Origin of the sequence: Ktedonobacter racemifer DSM 44963 (genome assembly GCF_000178855.1) — a bacterium.
In the GTDB taxonomy this organism is placed as follows: domain Bacteria; phylum Chloroflexota; class Ktedonobacteria; order Ktedonobacterales; family Ktedonobacteraceae; genus Ktedonobacter; species Ktedonobacter racemifer.
Genome location: NZ_ADVG01000003.1, coordinates 1,108,720 through 1,125,382, shown reverse-complemented (window position 1 = coordinate 1,125,382; position 16,663 = coordinate 1,108,720). Strand labels below are relative to the sequence as shown.

Genomic DNA, 16,663 nt, shown 5'->3' with positions numbered 1-16,663 from the left:
GCTCTGATATCTCGAAACAGAATTGATAGATGTGAGCATAAGCAAACACTCTTCGTCGCAAACACAGGCAGTTCATTGGCGGTCTGCCGGAGGAGGCATTATGCTGGAAACCTCATCACCCCCTATGTACCGATGTGATTCGCTTTCTTTCGTCCAAAGAAAGCGAATCACATCGGTACATAAAGTGTTGGTGAGGTTTGTTGAGGCTGGGCGTCGATCCTGCCTTACTGACTTACCTTTGAGGTAGAGAGCGGCTGAGCCATTCCTCGAAACGCGTCGGAGCGATCCGCGCGTTGTCGCCTGGGATGAGGGAGTAATCATCCAGCTCTGAGCCGAAGAAGCGTGCGTGAACGTCTGTGATGACCTGGCGTGTGTCTTTGTTCGCACTCAAAAATCGGCGCACGAGTTCATCGAGACGTATCTTTTCGGGACCAGCCACTTCAACCATGCCGTTCACAGGCGCCTCGAGTGTGACGTCGGCCAGTGCAGCCGCAACGTCATCCGACAAGATGGGCTGTATAAATGCAGACGACAAGCGAATAGTTTGTCCATCGCTAGCCTCTTGGGCGATGCCGCCGACGAACTCGAAGAACTGCGTTGCGCGAAGGATGGTATAGGGAACCTTCGAAGCCTTGATCAGGTTTTCTTGGGCCACCTTCGCTCGGTAGTACCCATTCTGGGGAAGACGGTCGGTGCCGACGACCGACAGTGCAACGTGATGTCCCACACCAGCGGCCGCTTCTGCGGCCAGGAGATTGCGACCTGATGTCTCGAAGAACTCTAAAACGGCCTTGTCCTCCCACGAAGGCGCGTTCGCCACGTCGACGACCACCTGGGCGCCGACAAGCGCTTGAGCTAACCCCTCACCAGTGATGGTGTTGACGCCTGTGCTAGGTGACGCCGCCACGACCTGATGGCCACGCTCACGAAGCTTGTTCACAAGCTTTTTTCCGATGAGTCCACTGCCGCCAATAACCACAATCTTCATACTGAACCTCCTACTTCGTAGCCCGTAAGTTGGGCTTGTGTTGTTTAAACATCTATTCTGATGAGTGTTGGAAAGTCTTGGATAAGCATGCTATGGAATTTGCATAGAAGATCATCAACACCTCTGTTACCAATCAAAGGCTCGCCAGTTCGATGTGTATATGCTTGCAGAATACACATACATTGATGTGCACTCGCATTCTCAGCAATCTCTACCAAGAAGAAGCCTTGCAGTCAGAACGTGTGCTGACCTTTGCAGGAAGCATAGTCTAGAAAGAGAGTCCCTTCAAGAGTCATTTTTGCAAATTTGATGGTATCATTTGCTGGGGACTTCCTTTTCAATCATGCAAAAAGACGACAAGCCCTTCAAAACACAGCAGATCTTGCCCTCAATCGCACATTCACGATGCCATTGCATCGCCAGTTGTATGATCGACTGCGTCATGCCATCCTCAGTGGTCAATTGCACCCAGGTCAAGTCCTCCCATCAACACGGGCTCTGGCAAGCGAATTAGGTATTTCTCTGAAAATACAGTGAGCAATGCCTATGAACAACTCTGTGCTGAAGGCTAATCGAGAGTACAAAAGCCTCTTTGGTGTTCCCCCATGCGGGACGTGCAACGGCTGCGAGGAGAAACGCTTGCTTTCTCTGGACAATGAGAGAAACGGGCATGTTCGATACAGAGCATGATGTCCTTCACGCAACGGGCCGCTCCCCCGGCTATGCTGACAGTGTTGGCCTGGTTCTCTGCATGAGATCCCCTGAAAAATGAAGAGAATCATACTGGAAAGAAAAGAGAATGCCGACGATGCTCGTATTGCCCGCTACCCCTTTTAAGCTACGCAGACGCAAAATAGAGCATATAGAAAAAGCGTGTTCAGTCACGTTATTTATAAAGAGGTGCGTCACACACTAATTGTTTAATCGATCAGTTTGTGTTACACAAATTTCTATGATATATTCAATATGAAAGTAACTGTGCCTTTTTTACGTGGAGACAGGAGTTAGTATGGATGCTTACTCATCGTCTACCATGGAGGAGTATATATATGTTCCTGCGCCCAAAGCTGCAAAAACAAGCGGTGATAACGCAAACGCAAGAAGATTATCTGCATACCATTTTGCGCCATGTACAAGGTTATCTTGTTATTCTAGATGTTGAAGGCGTGATTATAGATGTAATCGAGACCTGGTTGCCTATTACAGCACTCCCCAAAGAGAAGCAGATCGGCGTACCCTTATGGCAGGTCGGCTGGTGGGATGAACTTCCCCATGAGCAGGAGCAAATAAAAGGCGAAATTGCCAGGGCTGCGAAAGGGCACCCCATACGCGGGAGCGCGCGCTACCACACAGTAGAAGGCGAGGAGCGTTGTAGTAGCTACATCTTTAATCCTATTATTGATGAACAGGGAATGGTGACGTGCATCGTTCACCAGGCCTTTGATATTACGGAGCAGAAGCGTAAAGAAGAAGAGCTACGCCACATCTTTGAGATGTCGCTGGACATCATCAGTGTGATTGATATGGAGGGGCGTTATATCCAGGTGAACCCTGCCTTTGAGAAGCTGCTTGGCTATAAACCAGAGGATGTTATTGGGCGAGATTCGCTAGATTATGTGCATCCCGATGATGTAAAGATCAAACTTACTGAGATGAAACGCTTGCAGCGTGGAGAAGCCATACAAGCGGCGGAGAATCGTTACCGCACGAAAGACGGAACCTATCGCTGGATTGCCTGGTCGGCGCGCCCCAATCTGGATGAAGGCGTGATTTATATCGTGGCGCACGGTATTGATGAGCAGAAGGCCCAGGAGCAGCTTCGCGATACCTTTCTGAGCATGGCCAGTCACGAACTGCGCACCCCGCTTACCGGCATCAGCACAAGCTTGCAGATGATGCGTAAGCGTCTAAAACTACTGACACCCGAACAACCAGAGAAGTTTATTGAGACTACAGACCGCTTGCAAAAAAATCTGGAGCGCGCCGAACAGCAGGTGACCGCTGAATGTCGTATTATCAACGATATCGTAGATGCCAACCGTATGGCCCAGGGGCGACTGGCCATTAATCCCTTGCCTATCGATCTCATCTGTATTATGCGTCAGGTCATAGGGGATGCACAGATTACCAATCCCGAACGCCGTTTCGAGCTGACGGTTCCCGCAGAGCCATATATTCCGGTTATTGTGGATGCCATGCGTATCAGCCAGGTTCTCGATAACATCCTGACAAACGCCATCAAATATTCGCCCGATGACAAACCTATCAAAATCAACGTCGAAGTGAATGCCAAACACGTCAAGGTCGCCGTACACGATGAAGGCCTCGGCCTTACTCCGGAGGAGCAGAAACGTGTCTGGGAGCGCTTCTACCAGGTGCCCGGCAGGCGTATCCAGGGCGGCCCCGGCGGTTCTATGGGCCTGGGCCTGGGGCTCTATATCTGCCAGACAATCATCTCGCTTCACGGTGGCAAGATCGGCGTTGAGAGCGAGCCCGATCAAGGCTCTACCTTCTACTTCATTCTCCCCCTAAATCAAATGTGATTTTCAGGGCTTCTCAAAAGTTATCTATACTATGTCATTCCGGCTCGCAAGCTCGCTGGTGGTAAGGAGAGATGGACTGTGTCGCATGGGCATTCGCCCATGCGACACAGTCCATCTCTCCTTACCCTTGAGTGCAGCAGGCGCAAAAGCAGATGCTCAAAAAGAGCATTTGAGAAGCCCTGAAGTGTTTTTATCTTCTCCTTGTATAAAGAGAGAAAACTACGTATAATTAATTTGAATATCAAAACGTTTGATACTCAAATGCGGAAGGATACAGTACACACGTATATGGAGACAGAGCACCTCGCGGAAGAGCTGTTGACCCTGACACGTATAATCAGACCACTGCGTACCGCCGAAATGACGCCGCAGCAGTACTGGTTGATGCGCTACCTGGACAAGCACGGATCCGCAAGTCTGGGCGAACTGGCACATGGACTGGGTATCAGTCCAGGTTCTGCGACTACAGCTTGTAAGCGCCTGGAGAAGGCTGAGCTTATCACGCGCCAGCGCCGCACAGACGATGAGCGGGTAGTGCATATCGCGCTTACGGAGCAGGGGGAGGCCCTTATTGAAGCGGGGCGCAAACGTAGGCGTACGGTGCTAATGAGCCTGTTAGGCGAGCTTAGCGCTGAAGAACAGGAGCAGCTCCAGCACCTGATAGGTCGGTTGCTGGAGGTCGCGGAAGCCCAGGGATTTGGAGAATAGGATACGCATGACAGCAATCATTCAGGTCCGACAACTGGTGAAGCGCTTTGGCGATCACGAGGCGGTCAAGGGCATTAGCTTTGAGGTTGAACAAGGCGAGGTCTTTGGTCTGCTTGGACCCAACGGCGCGGGTAAGAGCACGACCATTAAGATGCTGACCACCTTGCTCTCGCCCACAGCGGGAGGCGCGACAGTCAACGGCTTCGATATTATCCACCAGACTAACGCGGTACGCAGTAGTATCGGCTATGTTCCCCAGGCTCTCTCAGCCGATGGTAACCTGACAGGTTTTGAGAACCTGCTCATCTTCGCGAAGTTGTATAGCCTTCCTCGCGCTCGGCGCAAGGAGCGTATTGAAGAGGTGCTCTCCTTCGTGGGCCTTACCGATGCCAGTGGCCAGCTGGTGCGCAACTACTCTGGTGGTATGATTCGCCGACTGGAGGTGGCACAATCTCTGTTGCACCAGCCACGCGTGCTCTTCCTGGATGAGCCGACAGTGGGCCTCGATCCCGTGGCGCGCCAGGCCATCTGGGACCACCTGATGCAACTTCGGCAGGAAAATGATATGACCATCTTCCTGACCACGCATTCGATGGAAGAGGCCGATAGCCTCTGCTCGCGTATCGGCATTATGCACTGGGGCGAGATCGTCGCTATCGGCACGCCGGACGAGCTCAAGGCGACGGTGGATGGCGAGGACCCTGACCTTAACGATGTGTTTGTCTACTACGCGGGCGATGCCCTGGAATCAGGAGGGAGTTACCGTGAAACTTCGCGAGCAAGACGCACGGCCCGAAGACTTGGCTAACGAACAGCTATCGTTGGCGCAACAACCCGCGACCACTATCGCGCTTCAACACTCACCTGTAGCGGTCCTGTCCAACTTCTTCCGCAAGACCTTTACCATCGCCGAGTGGGAGGTGCGCAAGATCCGCCACGACTTCACTGACCTGATAATGCGCGCGGTCCAGCCAGCTCTCTGGCTGCTCGTCTTTGGTGAAGTCTTTACGCGCATTCGCGCTATCCCAACGGGCAAGATTAGTTACCTGGAGTTTATGTCTCCCGGTATTCTCTCACAGAGCGTGCTCTTCATCTCGATCTTTGCTGGCATCGCCATCATCTGGGAGCGCGACCTGGGTGTGATCCATAAGTTTCTCGCCAGCCCGACGCCACGTGGTGCGCTTGTACTGGGCAAGGCCCTCTCTACTGGCATTCGCTCGCTTCCCCAGGCCGTTGTCATCTACCTGCTGGCGCTGTTGCTAGGCGTGCATATGTATGCCAATCCGCTGGCGATCCTGGGCGTCCTGGTCCTGGTCATGATAGGCGCGGCCTGCTTCTCAACTCTCTCGCTGATCATCGCCTGTCTGCTGAAGACGCGTGATCGCGTCATGGGCATTGGCCAGGTAATTACCATGCCCATGTTCTTCGCCAGTAATGCCATTTATCCTATCGCTATTATGCCCTCGTGGCTTCAGGTTATCGCGCACATCAATCCGCTGACCTATCTCGTCGATGGTGTCCGCATGCTCATGATTGGTGACGGCATTAGTGCTCCTGCCCTGCTAGCCGATTTCGGCATCCTCCTTGTGGTCACAACCATCCTGATCATTATCGGCGCGCAGCTCTATCCACGCATCGTCCAGTAGCACACCTGCGGCGCTCAAGAAGTATATGTATGGGCGGGTGGCTCGGGCATCTGCCCGAGCCCTGGCTCTACTACCATTACTGCTTGCTTCCATGCTTTGTCTCTGCTATACTCGGCTTGTGTTGGGGGAGTTGGGGATGAAATACACTTTGGAAAGGAATTCATGCCGAAGTCACCCACTCATGCCCTTACCTGGTCCTCCGAGAACAACACCTATATCCTTCATACGCCTGAGAATCCACCACAGCTATTAGTGCCAGGCGAGGAAAAGCGCTGGCTTGGCTGGCTTTCAACGCACACTTCTTTCACCTTTCAAGGTCAGCATGGTCACATGAGCATGTTGAAAGAGGGCCGGTCACGAGGGTCAGGGTACTGGTATGCCTATCATACCGTTGCTAATCATACACGTAAGCGCTATATCGGACGAGGAGCCAACCTGACGTCCGCGCGCCTGGAAGAGGTAGCCAGAGCCCTCAATAGCGAGCAGGTGCCTGTCACCCCTACGCCAATCCCGCCACCGCCTGAGACGGGGCAAATGCTGCAACTGGTAGAGACCAGGCTCTCTCATCCACGTTTGCCAGCTCTACTGGTAACACGCGAACGCCTGCTGGACAAACTTGATACTGCTCTCTCCTATCCTCTGACGCTGATCTCCGCCTCGGCTGGCTGGGGCAAGACGACCCTCCTCTCCGCGTGGGTGGCACGCTCTACCTGCTCGATTGCCTGGTTATCGCTGGATGAGCTGGACAATGATCCAGCGCGCTTCTGGATCTCTATACTCGCGGCGTTGCGTACCAGTCTGCCCAGATCGGGCAAGACGGTCCTGGCGATGCTGCGTGCAGCGCAACCTCCTCCACTTACCACTATCCTGATGACACTGCTCAACGAGTTGAGCGCCCTGGCTGAACCAATCGTGCTTGTGCTGGATGACTATCATGTGATTGGTGAGCAATCCGTGCATGATACGTTCCTATACCTGCTTGAGCACCTGCCAGCAGATGTGCACCTTGTGATTGCCAGCCGAGTCGATCCACCGTTCCCGCTCGCGCGCCTGCGTGTTCGCAACCAGCTCTTAGAATTGAGAGACGTGGATCTGCGCTTTCAGACCGAAGAGGCGGCGCACTTCTTGACGCACACAATGGCGCTCTCGCTGGAGGAGACAGCTATAGCAACGTTGGCGAGTCGCACTGAGGGCTGGATCGCGGGCTTACAGTTGGCGGCACTCTCTATGCGTCACCATGTGGACCCTTCTACCTTTGTACAGACATTTTCCGGTGGCCATCGTCATCTGTTGCATTATATACAGGAGGAAATCCTGGTTGGCCAGCCACAGGCTTTGCAGGCGTTTTTGCTCCATACCTCCATCCTCAATCAGATGACGGCCTCTCTCTGCCAAGCTGTTACCGCTCAGGCCAATAGCCGGGAGCTTCTAGAGGCAGGTGTGCGCGCTAACCTCTTCCTGGTGCCTCTAGATGAGGAACTGCGCTGGTATCGTGTGCATGCTCTCTTTCGTGAGGCGTTGCTCGCCCGTTTACGGGCCACACAACCAGAGATGGTGCCGCTGCTCCAGCAACGCGCGGCTCGCTGGCATGAGCAGCATGGGGATATGCGAGAGGCCATTGTCTATGCCTTACAGGCCGCCGACTACACGTATGCCGCATCTCTCATGGAGCGCGTCGCTGACCAGATGTGGCTGCGAGGAGAAGCACAAACCTTACATACCTGGATCATGGGGCTACCCGAGGCGGTGCTACAGGTGCATGCCGCGCTCGCGCTCTCCTCCGCTCTGCATCTCCTGCGCAATACGCTCTATATGGCAGATAACCACCGCGCGAAAATGCGCCTCCAGGTAGAGCAGACAATTTCCGCTGTAGAGCAGATGCTCCAGCGCAGCCAGCAAGACCTGCTCACAGAGAGAGAACGAATTCGGCTCTCCAATCGCATCCGCCTGTTGCGCGGGTGGCAAGCCATGAGAGATGTGTATCAAGAAGGCGATGGCGAGCGATTGCACGCGCTCAGCCAGGAGATGCAAGAACTGGTAAAAGATGACGAACTGGCCTGGAAACTACCACCAACGGTCAGCATGGTCCTGAGTCACCATTTGCTTGGCGACTTCGCGCCGCTTGTGCCCTCTCTGCACAAAACGAAGGCATTGGCACAGCAGGCTCAGGATAGCTATATGCTTATTAAGATGATGCAGTGGCTGGCGAATGCCTACATGGTGACAGGTCATATGCATCTGTCTCACCAGGAGTGTTTGAACGCCCTTGAGTTACTGGATCAGATGGAGGGGCAGATGACGACACGCGGCTATCTGCACCTTACTCTGATTGAATTGCACCTGGTGTGGAATAACCTGGCGGAGGCACAAACACATCTACACCACCTGTTGCAGAACGCCCGCTCCTGGCAGAATCTAGATCTCTTCATGTTGGGATATTACTCTCAGGTTATGGTTTCTATCGCGATGGGAGACCTGGCGGAGGCGGAACAGGCGCTTCAGGAGTCCGAGGCATTGCTGGGACGCAATAAGCTTGAAATTCATCGCGTCAAAGTAACGGCTGCGCGCGTGGATCTCTGGTTGACGCAGGGGAATCTTACAGCCACCAGGGCCTGGACCTCCGCGTATGTCTTTGAACCAGGAGCGCTAGAAAACAACGATGAATGGGAGCACATGGCGCTGGTTCGAGCCTATATTGCCCAGAAGCAATACTCAGAGGCACAACACGTCCTGGAGCACCTCCTGGCAAACGCGGAACAGGACCAGCGAGCATGGGATATTATCCCTCTGCTGGCACTCCAGGTCGCGGCGCTCCATGGCTCTGGCGACCTCTCTCAGGCCAGGCAGATCGCGGCCCGCTTGCTAATGCTAACAGAGTCAGAGGGGCATATTCGCCCATATCTCGATGCCGGAGAAGCCATGGAGCAGGTGCTTCAGAGCTTCCTCGACGACACGACTGGTATGGAAGATACAGCAAACGCATTTCCTACTCTCTCTATCTCACATGTCTCGCTATTGCTCCAGTCCTTCAAAGAAGAGAAGACCCGGAGAGCGCGCAAGAAGATGGAGCAAGCGTCCCAGGTAGAGCCAACACATATGCTCACACCAGGTGACAAGCCTCTCTCCCAGGTCCTTCTTGAACCGCTCACAACCCAGGAGCAACGAGTGTTACGTCTGCTGATAGCCGGGCAGACCTACGCGGAAATGGCCGAGACGCTGATTGTCTCGCGCAACACAATTAAAACACACGTTACAAGTATCTATCGTAAGCTGGGTGTCAATCGACGCCTGGATGCCATAGTCCTGGCCCAGCGCCTTCATTTACATTAGTTGTGGGTGGGACGACGCGTGCTTTAGCAGCGTCTCTTCGGGCATTTTTCTGGATTGTGAAATGAATCACCAACAAGGGTGATGTTTTCTGTTATATTCTCAACTATACTACTTTTTATCTATGTGCTCTTATCTGCTTAGTAGGGTCCATGCTGGCATGGACTCTGCTCACCCGGGGGAGTCCATGCCAGCATGGACCCTACTTAAGGGCTACATATGACTGCGGGTAGAGAATGTAATGGTGTGTAAAGCGTGGAAGTCCCCCCACACTTTGCACTCCAATGCACTCTTATCCTCGGGTCCAGGGGACTTCTGTCCTCTTGCCGCGGATTCATAAGCATCTGTGACACTTTATATACAATACAAAAATAAGGAGCAAATAAACCTATGCAAGGATGTCATAGTGGCGCGAGGAAACGTTTCTCCACCACGGTTTCGGTCTTGAGTCTGCTGGCCGTCTTGCTCATGGCATGTAGTTCCAGCGACAAGACGACAGCGACCCCTACCCCTACTCCAACCAATGTGCAATATGTAGACTATGATTTGCATATTCCGCCCGACGCGCTCAACTCCCCAACCATTGGCCCGTTGCCACCCGATACGAAGCTGCACGTTATAATCACTTTCAAGGCCAATCAAGATGAATTGAAGAAGTTGAAAGCACTCAAGAACAAGGCTGACTCGGGTGTTGATCTTAAGCAGGAAGCGAATAAAATTGGCATTACTGATGAGCAGTATGCGAAGATTAAGCAGTATCTTGGCGTCGATGGCGTGAGCCTGAGCCTGGATACACTGCATACGAATCTCACCGTCGATGCCAAGGCCAGCCTCCTCGAGCGTCTCTTGCAGACCCGCTTTGTGCAGCATAAGCTTAAGAATGGCCGCGTCTTCTACGCGCCGGAGACGGCCCCCAAGATTCCTGACTTTATGAAGGACCGCATCGTTGGGATCAATGGTCTGGATAATTACAGTCAGGCACCAACCGGGCACGCGGGCCTCCAGAAGGCCAGCCCTTTGACCAGTGCTAGCAAGCAGACGGCGCACGCCAACAATTGTTTCCTTGATAACCAGACCCTGGATAACCAGCAGGTCGCGCACGCCTATGGCTATGATAGCTTCTGGAAAGAGGGCTTCTCGGGCAAGGGCATGACTGTCAACCTGGTGGAGCTAGAGAGCTTTGATCAGAGTGACGCGCAGGGCTATTTCGATTGCGTCGGATATAAAGGCAACTTTAATGTTGTCAATGTCGGTCAGGAGCCACCAGCCGGTAAGGGCATAGGTGAATCGACCCTCGATATCGACATGGTTGCAGGCCTGGCCCCCTACGCGGACATGAACATCTACCAGGGCGTTGACGAGCAGGGAGTTGGCTCCTGGAACGTCTTCAATGACATCCTGGCCAAGATCGCGAATGACAACACAAATTCAAAGAAGCCGAGCGTGGTGAGTATCAGTTGGGGTGGGGCGGAGTCAGACATGACTCCAGAAGTCTATAACGCCATGAGCACCAACTTGCAATTGTTGACCGATGCCGAACATATGACGGTCTTTATTGCCAGCATGGACTGTGGCGCCTTCTCTAATCGTGAGTGGAACCAGTTGGGCGTGAGTTATCCCGCCTCCGATCCCTACGCGACAGCGGTAGGTGGAACGCAATTGAGCGTGGATGGGCAGGGCAATCGCAGCAGTGAGGTCGTCTGGCAGGATGGCTCAGATAAAAGCAAGTGTGAAAACCAGTGGGGCAGCGGTGGCGGACTGAGCAGTGAATTCGATCAGCCACAGTATGCCGATACCCTTGGTCTGAAAAACAGCTACTCCAATGGTCATCGCCAGGTGCCCGATATCGCCGCCGCCGCCAAGAACCTGGCCGTATTCTACAAAGGCGAGTGGTACAATTTCGCGGGAACCAGCGCGGCCACGCCGATCTGGGCAGCGGGCATGGCACTGCTGAACCAGAAGCTGATCGTGAAACACAAGATGTATGTCTATAGTACGGACCTCTTCTATGAAGTAGCGCACGCGAAGCAGAGCAAGGGGCACCCCTTCTACGACATCACAAAGGGGGATAACCTGTATTATCCCGCGACCAAAGGCTGGGACTACGCCACCGGCCTGGGCGCACCCAACCTGACAGACTTCTACACAGCCGTAGAGGGACTGCTGTAAGGCATCCTCCGGCAGGGCAGGAGCGCCAACCCTCCTACCCAAATTAACTTGTAGGGTCCAAGCTAGCATGGACTCCGAGGCCCGCAGGCCGACACCCCGAATTCGGGATGGGCACTGCGCTCGGAGTCCATGCCAGCATGGACCCTACGATATTACATCGTGAACAAACCGCTCAATTATCTCTCAATAGCTTACATAAGGTATGATGTATGTGGCGGGCAGGCGCAGCTTGCCCGCCACATACATCATACCTTATATTGAGCCACATAGTGGCGAGAAGTAAACGACAAGAGAGACAGAAAAGATGGAGAAATTCACGCTGTCACCGGAGACCCACACTGGCCTGGTGACCATCGCGGTCTCGTCACTGGACCGTTCCCTGGAGTACTACCAGCAGAGTCTGGGCTTCCAGGTTCTTGAGCAGAGCGCACAGTCGGCGCTATTGGGCGCGGGCGATACTGCTCTGCTGGCACTTGTAGAGCAAGAGCAGGCCCAGCCACAACCACCCCATACCACCGGCCTCTATCACTTCGCGATCCTGGTGCCCTCACGCGAAGATCTGGCCTATGTCGTGCTGCACCTGGCACAGTCTCGTACCCCCGTCGATGGAATGGCCGATCACCTTGTCAGCGAGGCCTTCTATCTCTCTGATCCCGATGGCAACGGCATTGAGATCTACCGCGACCGCCCGCGCTCAGAATGGCCGATGAAGGAGAACGAGGTCCAGATGGCCAACGCTCCCATTGACGTTGATGCGCTCCTGGCCGAGGCTCAGAGCCAGAACCGCCCCTGGAATGGCCTGCCCGCTGGCACGCGCCTGGGCCATATGCACCTGCGCGTCGCCGATATCCAGAAGGCCGAGGAGTTTTACCACGACCTGCTGGGCTTTGATATCATGCAGAGTTGGCGTGGGGCGCTCTTCGTCTCCGCTGGCGGCTATCACCATCATATCGGCCTCAACACCTGGGAGAGCCAGGGCGCGCCACCCCCGCCCTCTAACGCCGTTGGCCTGCGCTTCTACACGTTGCAACTCCCCAATGACGCAGAGCTTGAGCGTATCTACGAGCGCCTCCGGACCACCAGCTACCTCGTAGAGCGCAGCGACGACCACACGCTCGCCCTGCGTGACCCCTTCGGCAATGGCCTGCTCGTCACCAGCGTGCCCATCACCACCCTGGCAACCATCCAGGCTGGCCTGCAATAATACTTTTGATGGGTTAAATACGCTTACCCCATAGACATTATCAATATGGTGCCTATGGGGTAAGTGTTGGTTTTATCAGACAGGTATTTTCTTATAAAATATACTATAAATAGTATAATAGATGAAAAACGGTTTATTAAGAAAATGCGGCAAAGTGATGGGAAGATGGCAGTAAGGTGGCGAGTCTTTGTCATGGTGCAATGCTGCGTGGTTGTGTATATTTTGAGCAATGACCTTGTATAAAAGTTAAACAAGAAAGGAACGCTACATTGAAAAAACTCCTTCTATTACCCTTAGTCGCAATTTTGCTGGCAATGTTTGCATTGCTCTCTCCAGTAGCAACAGGGACTGCTTCAGCGCAAGTGACGCGAGTGCAAACGCAGTCTTCTATGGCTCTTACCAATTCTCAGGTACGGCCGCTTGACACGTCTGTCTATATTTGGGGAACCAATGTCAATGCTCGATATTCTTCCCCACTGGGTATCGCTCAGCCTTCGTGTCACTACTATCCGTCAACAAATTGCTCTATTCAAGGACACTTTACCCGACAGTGGGTAACGGCCATATGCCAGCAACAAGGTGCAAGTGTCACTGCCGAAGGCATTACCAACAATTGGTGGTCTCTGATCTACGGATTTGGTACACAAGTATGGGTTTCTAACATTTACATTCAAGGCGGGCAGAAGATAGCTGGGGTTCCTGACTGCAACTTTACCCCATAAGCGCTGACGTTAAGCTGTAATCGCCTCCTTTTGCGGCTTACCTCAACGGTAAGCCGCAGTTTAACTTGTAATAATATAGGGATGTAGTGATGGGCTGGCGCTCAGTCAGCCCATCACTACATCCCTATCAGTGTGCCACGCAGTGGCGAGAAGTTGCTTTCTTAGCAGGTCTGGGGCTTTCTCGCCAGGGCTAAGGAGCCTGTTGGCTGGCAATCAGGCTGGCGATGGAAACGCGCAAACAATTTTCTAAACACTTGGCGCCGTTCTGGCTTTGATGCTGTATGCCCCGCGTCAGGATGATAGCGTTCCAGAGCTTCTTGAACCTGCTGATCATGAAGGAATTTGAGGCTGGTGTAGGACGTAAATTGCATAGTTAACACTCTCTTCTTTTTGGTTGAATGATATGAAATAGCTTGTCAAGCTTTATTTTATCTGTGAAGCACTACATGACTCATTGCTGATGTTTGAAGTATAGGCGATGAGCGGTGGTAGTGAGATCTACCAAAAGTGGTAATTGACAGCGAGAGTGGTGGTATTTCTGGGGTTCTTTCAGAACAGATTGAGTCTGGTTGCCTGGGCGAGAGCCTGGGTGCGACTGCTCACGCTCAGCTTGCCGTAGATGTTGCGCGTATGGACTTTGACCGTGCCTACCGAGAGGACGAGCCGCCGGGCGATCTCGCTATTGGAGAGGCCCTCTGCAATCAGGCCTAATACCTCTAGCTCACGTCCGCTCAGGGGCTCAAGGAGTGATTGATTGGCTATCTCGTGGGGAGTATCATCCTCTTTACCCAGGATTGATTGGATGGTGGTCTCCAGATCGAGTAGGGCACCTCGTTCCCAGGCTGCTTGATACGCCTGGTCACCCAATTGGAGTTGTAGATTAATGCTTAGGCGTGTGAGTAAGGGCCAGCGATGCAGCCAGCCGTTGACCCAGGCGGGCTGATGAAAGGCCAGGCTCAACAGTTCAACGGCTTTCTCTGGCTCTCCTTCATAGGCGAGCGCGACCGCTTCGAGGGCCAGACAGATGGTCGCGGGACCGGGATCGTCGTGGCGCTCCCAGAATAGGGAGGCGTAAAGTTGCCTAGCGGGTGCATACTGGCCCTGTCCACAATGCACTATCGCCTGTCCCCAGCGTCTTCCCAGGTCGCTAGGGTTGCCGAAGAACGGCTTCTGGAACCTGGCCTGGCTTGCTTGAATGAGATCCGCAGCTTCTGTATAAGCCTCGTTCTTTATACTGAGCAGAAAGGCCAGGATATCCGTTGACCATACTAAACCATTGAGGTTGTTGGTCTTATCAGCCAGGTCGCGAACCTGCTCAGCGAGCGTCTGGGCTTCTTCCAACTCGCCCTTCAAGAGAGCCGCCTGGGTCACCTGGAACATAGCTTGCAGGATGCCTTTGACACTATCGATTTCACGCATCAGGGCAAGCGCCTCCCGGGCATAGCGCTCATATGCAAGATAATCTAGTTCTCCAAGCGCATCATTGGATAGATTGAGGGTGATCCAGGCTATGCCATTATGATCCCCAATCTCGCGCCGCAAGTCGAGATTTTGCTTAAGAAGCTCACGAATAGAGAAGCGTCCTGTATTGAAAGAGGCCAGGGTTCCACAGGCCAGCCAGGCGAGCGGCTCTGCCCGATAATAAGGATCACCAAGCGCCTCGAAGACGGCTGCGCATTCCTGAAAGGTTGCCACGGCCCTGGAAAAATCGGGTGGCTCTTTCTGCTCTGCCTCCTGAATAGCGTAAATGCCCGAGATCAGGAGGCAGAAGCCTACCTCCGCTTGATCCTGGCGCGTACGTGCCAGGGCCAGGCAGTTGTCGATTTGGGCTCCCAGGTTCTCATCTATTTGCAGGTTGCCCAACAAGACCAGGCGCGCCAGGCGTACCTGGATGCGGTAGCACATGGCGAGCTCTTCTTGAGATGGGGCTGGCAAGAACTGTTCAAGCGCGGCTTGTAGTAGAGGCACAACTTCATGATACCGACTACGCATATCGGCGAACCAGTGTAGACTTTCGACGGCCTGGGAAAGGGCCGCGAGCTGTCTCAGTTGTATGGCCAGGTGCCAGGCGTGGCGTACATCCTCAAAGTCTGCTGCGATGATGTCTAGCGCGGCGATTTGCTGATGGCTTTTAATATCTTGCTCGAGTCGGTATAGTTGGCCAAGATAATAAGCGACATATGCCTGCTGTACGGCCTCTGTCTGGCCCGCGGCCTCCAATTGTTCCGCGCCATACTGCCGCAGCAATTCATGGATCTCGTAGCGACCCGCTGCATTCAAACGGATCATCGATTGATCAATCAATCCTGCGAGTGTATCGAGGGAGGCACCGGCCACAACCTGGGCCGCCTCGCGTGTGAAGCCCCCGCGAAAGATGGATATCCTCTGGAAGACATTGCGTTCGTGTTCTGTCATGAGTTGCCAGGAATGATCAAAGACAAAGCGAATGCTGCGATGTCGCTCCGGCAGGTTGCGCGAGCGGGTCGCGAGCAGGTTTAGATTGTGTTGGATTTCCTGGGCTATATCAGCAGGTTGGAGTGTCTTCAGCCAGCCGGCCGCTAGCTCGATAGCCAGAGGCATCCCTTCGACGAGGCGGCAGATGTCCACCACGCTCTTGCGGACTTCAGCCAGGTCGAAGTCGCCGCGTATGTGCCGCGCCCGATCTAGAAACAACTGTATCGCGCTATACTCCTCAAGCGGATCGCCCTCTGCTTGCCTGGGATAGGTAAGGCCTCCAATCTGCCGGACCCATTCTTCCTGCAAGTTAAGTGTCTCGCGAGAGGTAACGAGGATTTTCAGGTTGGTCGTAACTGCCAGGATGTCGGAAATGAGGTCCACGCCGTGCAGGAGCTGCTCAACATTATCCAGTACCAGGAGGAGACACTGCGCCTGCTTCTCACTCAAATAGGCAAAAAACTGCTCGCGCGGGCTGCGCTGGTCCTGCTGAAAACGAAACGGCATTGCTTCGGCGATAGCCGTGAACAGTTCATCGGCCTGGTCTAGCGCAGCGAGCGGCACAAAATAGACGCCATCGGAGAACGAAGCGCGTTTATGGGTGGCAACTTCCATTGCCAGGCGCGTCTTACCGATCCCACCCGGGCCAACGAGTGTCAATAAACGGCAGGATGGATTGTCTAATAGCGCGCTAATCTCGGCGATTTCCTGCTCTCGTCCGAGGAAAAGGGTGGGGGGAATTGCGAACGTGTACATGCTTGTTCTCCTGGTTTGGTCACAGATTGTCTCCCCCTATTCTACTCTGCTTTCTTACTAAGCTTCAAGCGATGAAAACTTGACAGAAGATGCTTCTCTTCCCTATACTAATTAGTAGGGAACCGGTTCCACATCTGGAGATGAAA

11 protein-coding genes are annotated in these 16,663 nt (G+C 53.6%); 8 read left to right on the top strand and 3 right to left on the bottom strand.

Annotation, left to right across the window (positions count from 1 at the left end; genetic code table 11):
* Positions 1-232 precede the first annotated feature (232 nt).
* Positions 233-988 carry an SDR family oxidoreductase gene (locus KRAC_RS33910; protein ID WP_007915188.1) on the bottom strand — a complete coding sequence of 252 codons (756 nt, stop codon included), beginning with the start codon at positions 986-988 and terminating at the stop codon, positions 233-235.
* Positions 989-1,297: 309 nt separating this feature from the next.
* On the opposite strand from KRAC_RS33910, the gene KRAC_RS79865 reads away from it, so the two are divergent.
* The 8 genes from KRAC_RS79865 to KRAC_RS33870 all read left to right on the top strand — a co-directional run bounded on the left by KRAC_RS79865 (position 1,298) and on the right by KRAC_RS33870 (position 12,585).
* The gene (locus KRAC_RS79865; protein ID WP_040445527.1) at positions 1,298-1,525 is read left to right on the top strand and encodes a GntR family transcriptional regulator; all 228 of its coding nucleotides are present in this window, start codon (positions 1,298-1,300) and stop codon (positions 1,523-1,525) included.
* Between the two features lie 512 nt (positions 1,526-2,037).
* The gene (locus tag KRAC_RS33900; RefSeq protein ID WP_040445525.1) at positions 2,038-3,531 is read left to right on the top strand and encodes a PAS domain-containing sensor histidine kinase; all 1,494 of its coding nucleotides are present in this window, start codon (positions 2,038-2,040) and stop codon (positions 3,529-3,531) included.
* A gap of 288 nt (positions 3,532-3,819) precedes the next feature.
* Positions 3,820-4,239, top strand: a complete 420-nt coding sequence (locus KRAC_RS33895; protein ID WP_052568780.1) for a MarR family winged helix-turn-helix transcriptional regulator — start codon at positions 3,820-3,822, stop codon at positions 4,237-4,239.
* Positions 4,240-4,246: 7 nt separating this feature from the next.
* Positions 4,247-5,047, top strand: a complete 801-nt coding sequence (locus tag KRAC_RS33890; RefSeq protein WP_007915176.1) for a daunorubicin resistance protein DrrA family ABC transporter ATP-binding protein — start codon at positions 4,247-4,249, stop codon at positions 5,045-5,047.
* Positions 5,004-5,885 carry an ABC transporter permease gene (locus KRAC_RS33885; RefSeq protein ID WP_211221370.1) on the top strand — a complete coding sequence of 294 codons (882 nt, stop codon included), beginning with the start codon at positions 5,004-5,006 and terminating at the stop codon, positions 5,883-5,885. The genes KRAC_RS33890 and KRAC_RS33885 overlap by 44 nt, the downstream gene beginning before the upstream one ends.
* 162 nt (positions 5,886-6,047) lie before the next feature.
* Positions 6,048-9,215, top strand: a complete 3,168-nt coding sequence (locus KRAC_RS33880; RefSeq protein WP_007915172.1) for a winged helix-turn-helix domain-containing protein — start codon at positions 6,048-6,050, stop codon at positions 9,213-9,215.
* Between the two features lie 387 nt (positions 9,216-9,602).
* On the top strand, positions 9,603-11,381 hold the full coding sequence (locus tag KRAC_RS33875; protein ID WP_007915170.1) for a S53 family peptidase: 1,779 nt from the start codon (positions 9,603-9,605) through the stop codon (positions 11,379-11,381).
* 304 nt (positions 11,382-11,685) lie between these two features.
* On the top strand, positions 11,686-12,585 hold the full coding sequence (locus KRAC_RS33870) for a VOC family protein (RefSeq protein WP_007915168.1): 900 nt from the start codon (positions 11,686-11,688) through the stop codon (positions 12,583-12,585).
* 883 nt (positions 12,586-13,468) lie between these two features.
* Here the strand turns inward: KRAC_RS33870 and KRAC_RS33865 are convergent.
* Both KRAC_RS33865 and KRAC_RS78540 read right to left on the bottom strand, forming a co-directional pair.
* Positions 13,469-13,678, bottom strand: coding sequence for a hypothetical protein (locus KRAC_RS33865; protein ID WP_007915164.1), 210 nt, complete (start codon positions 13,676-13,678; stop codon positions 13,469-13,471).
* Between the two features lie 178 nt (positions 13,679-13,856).
* Positions 13,857-16,517: a LuxR C-terminal-related transcriptional regulator gene (locus tag KRAC_RS78540; protein WP_007915163.1), complete on the bottom strand. Its 2,661-nt coding sequence runs from the start codon at positions 16,515-16,517 to the stop codon at positions 13,857-13,859.
* Positions 16,518-16,663: the final 146 nt, after the last annotated feature.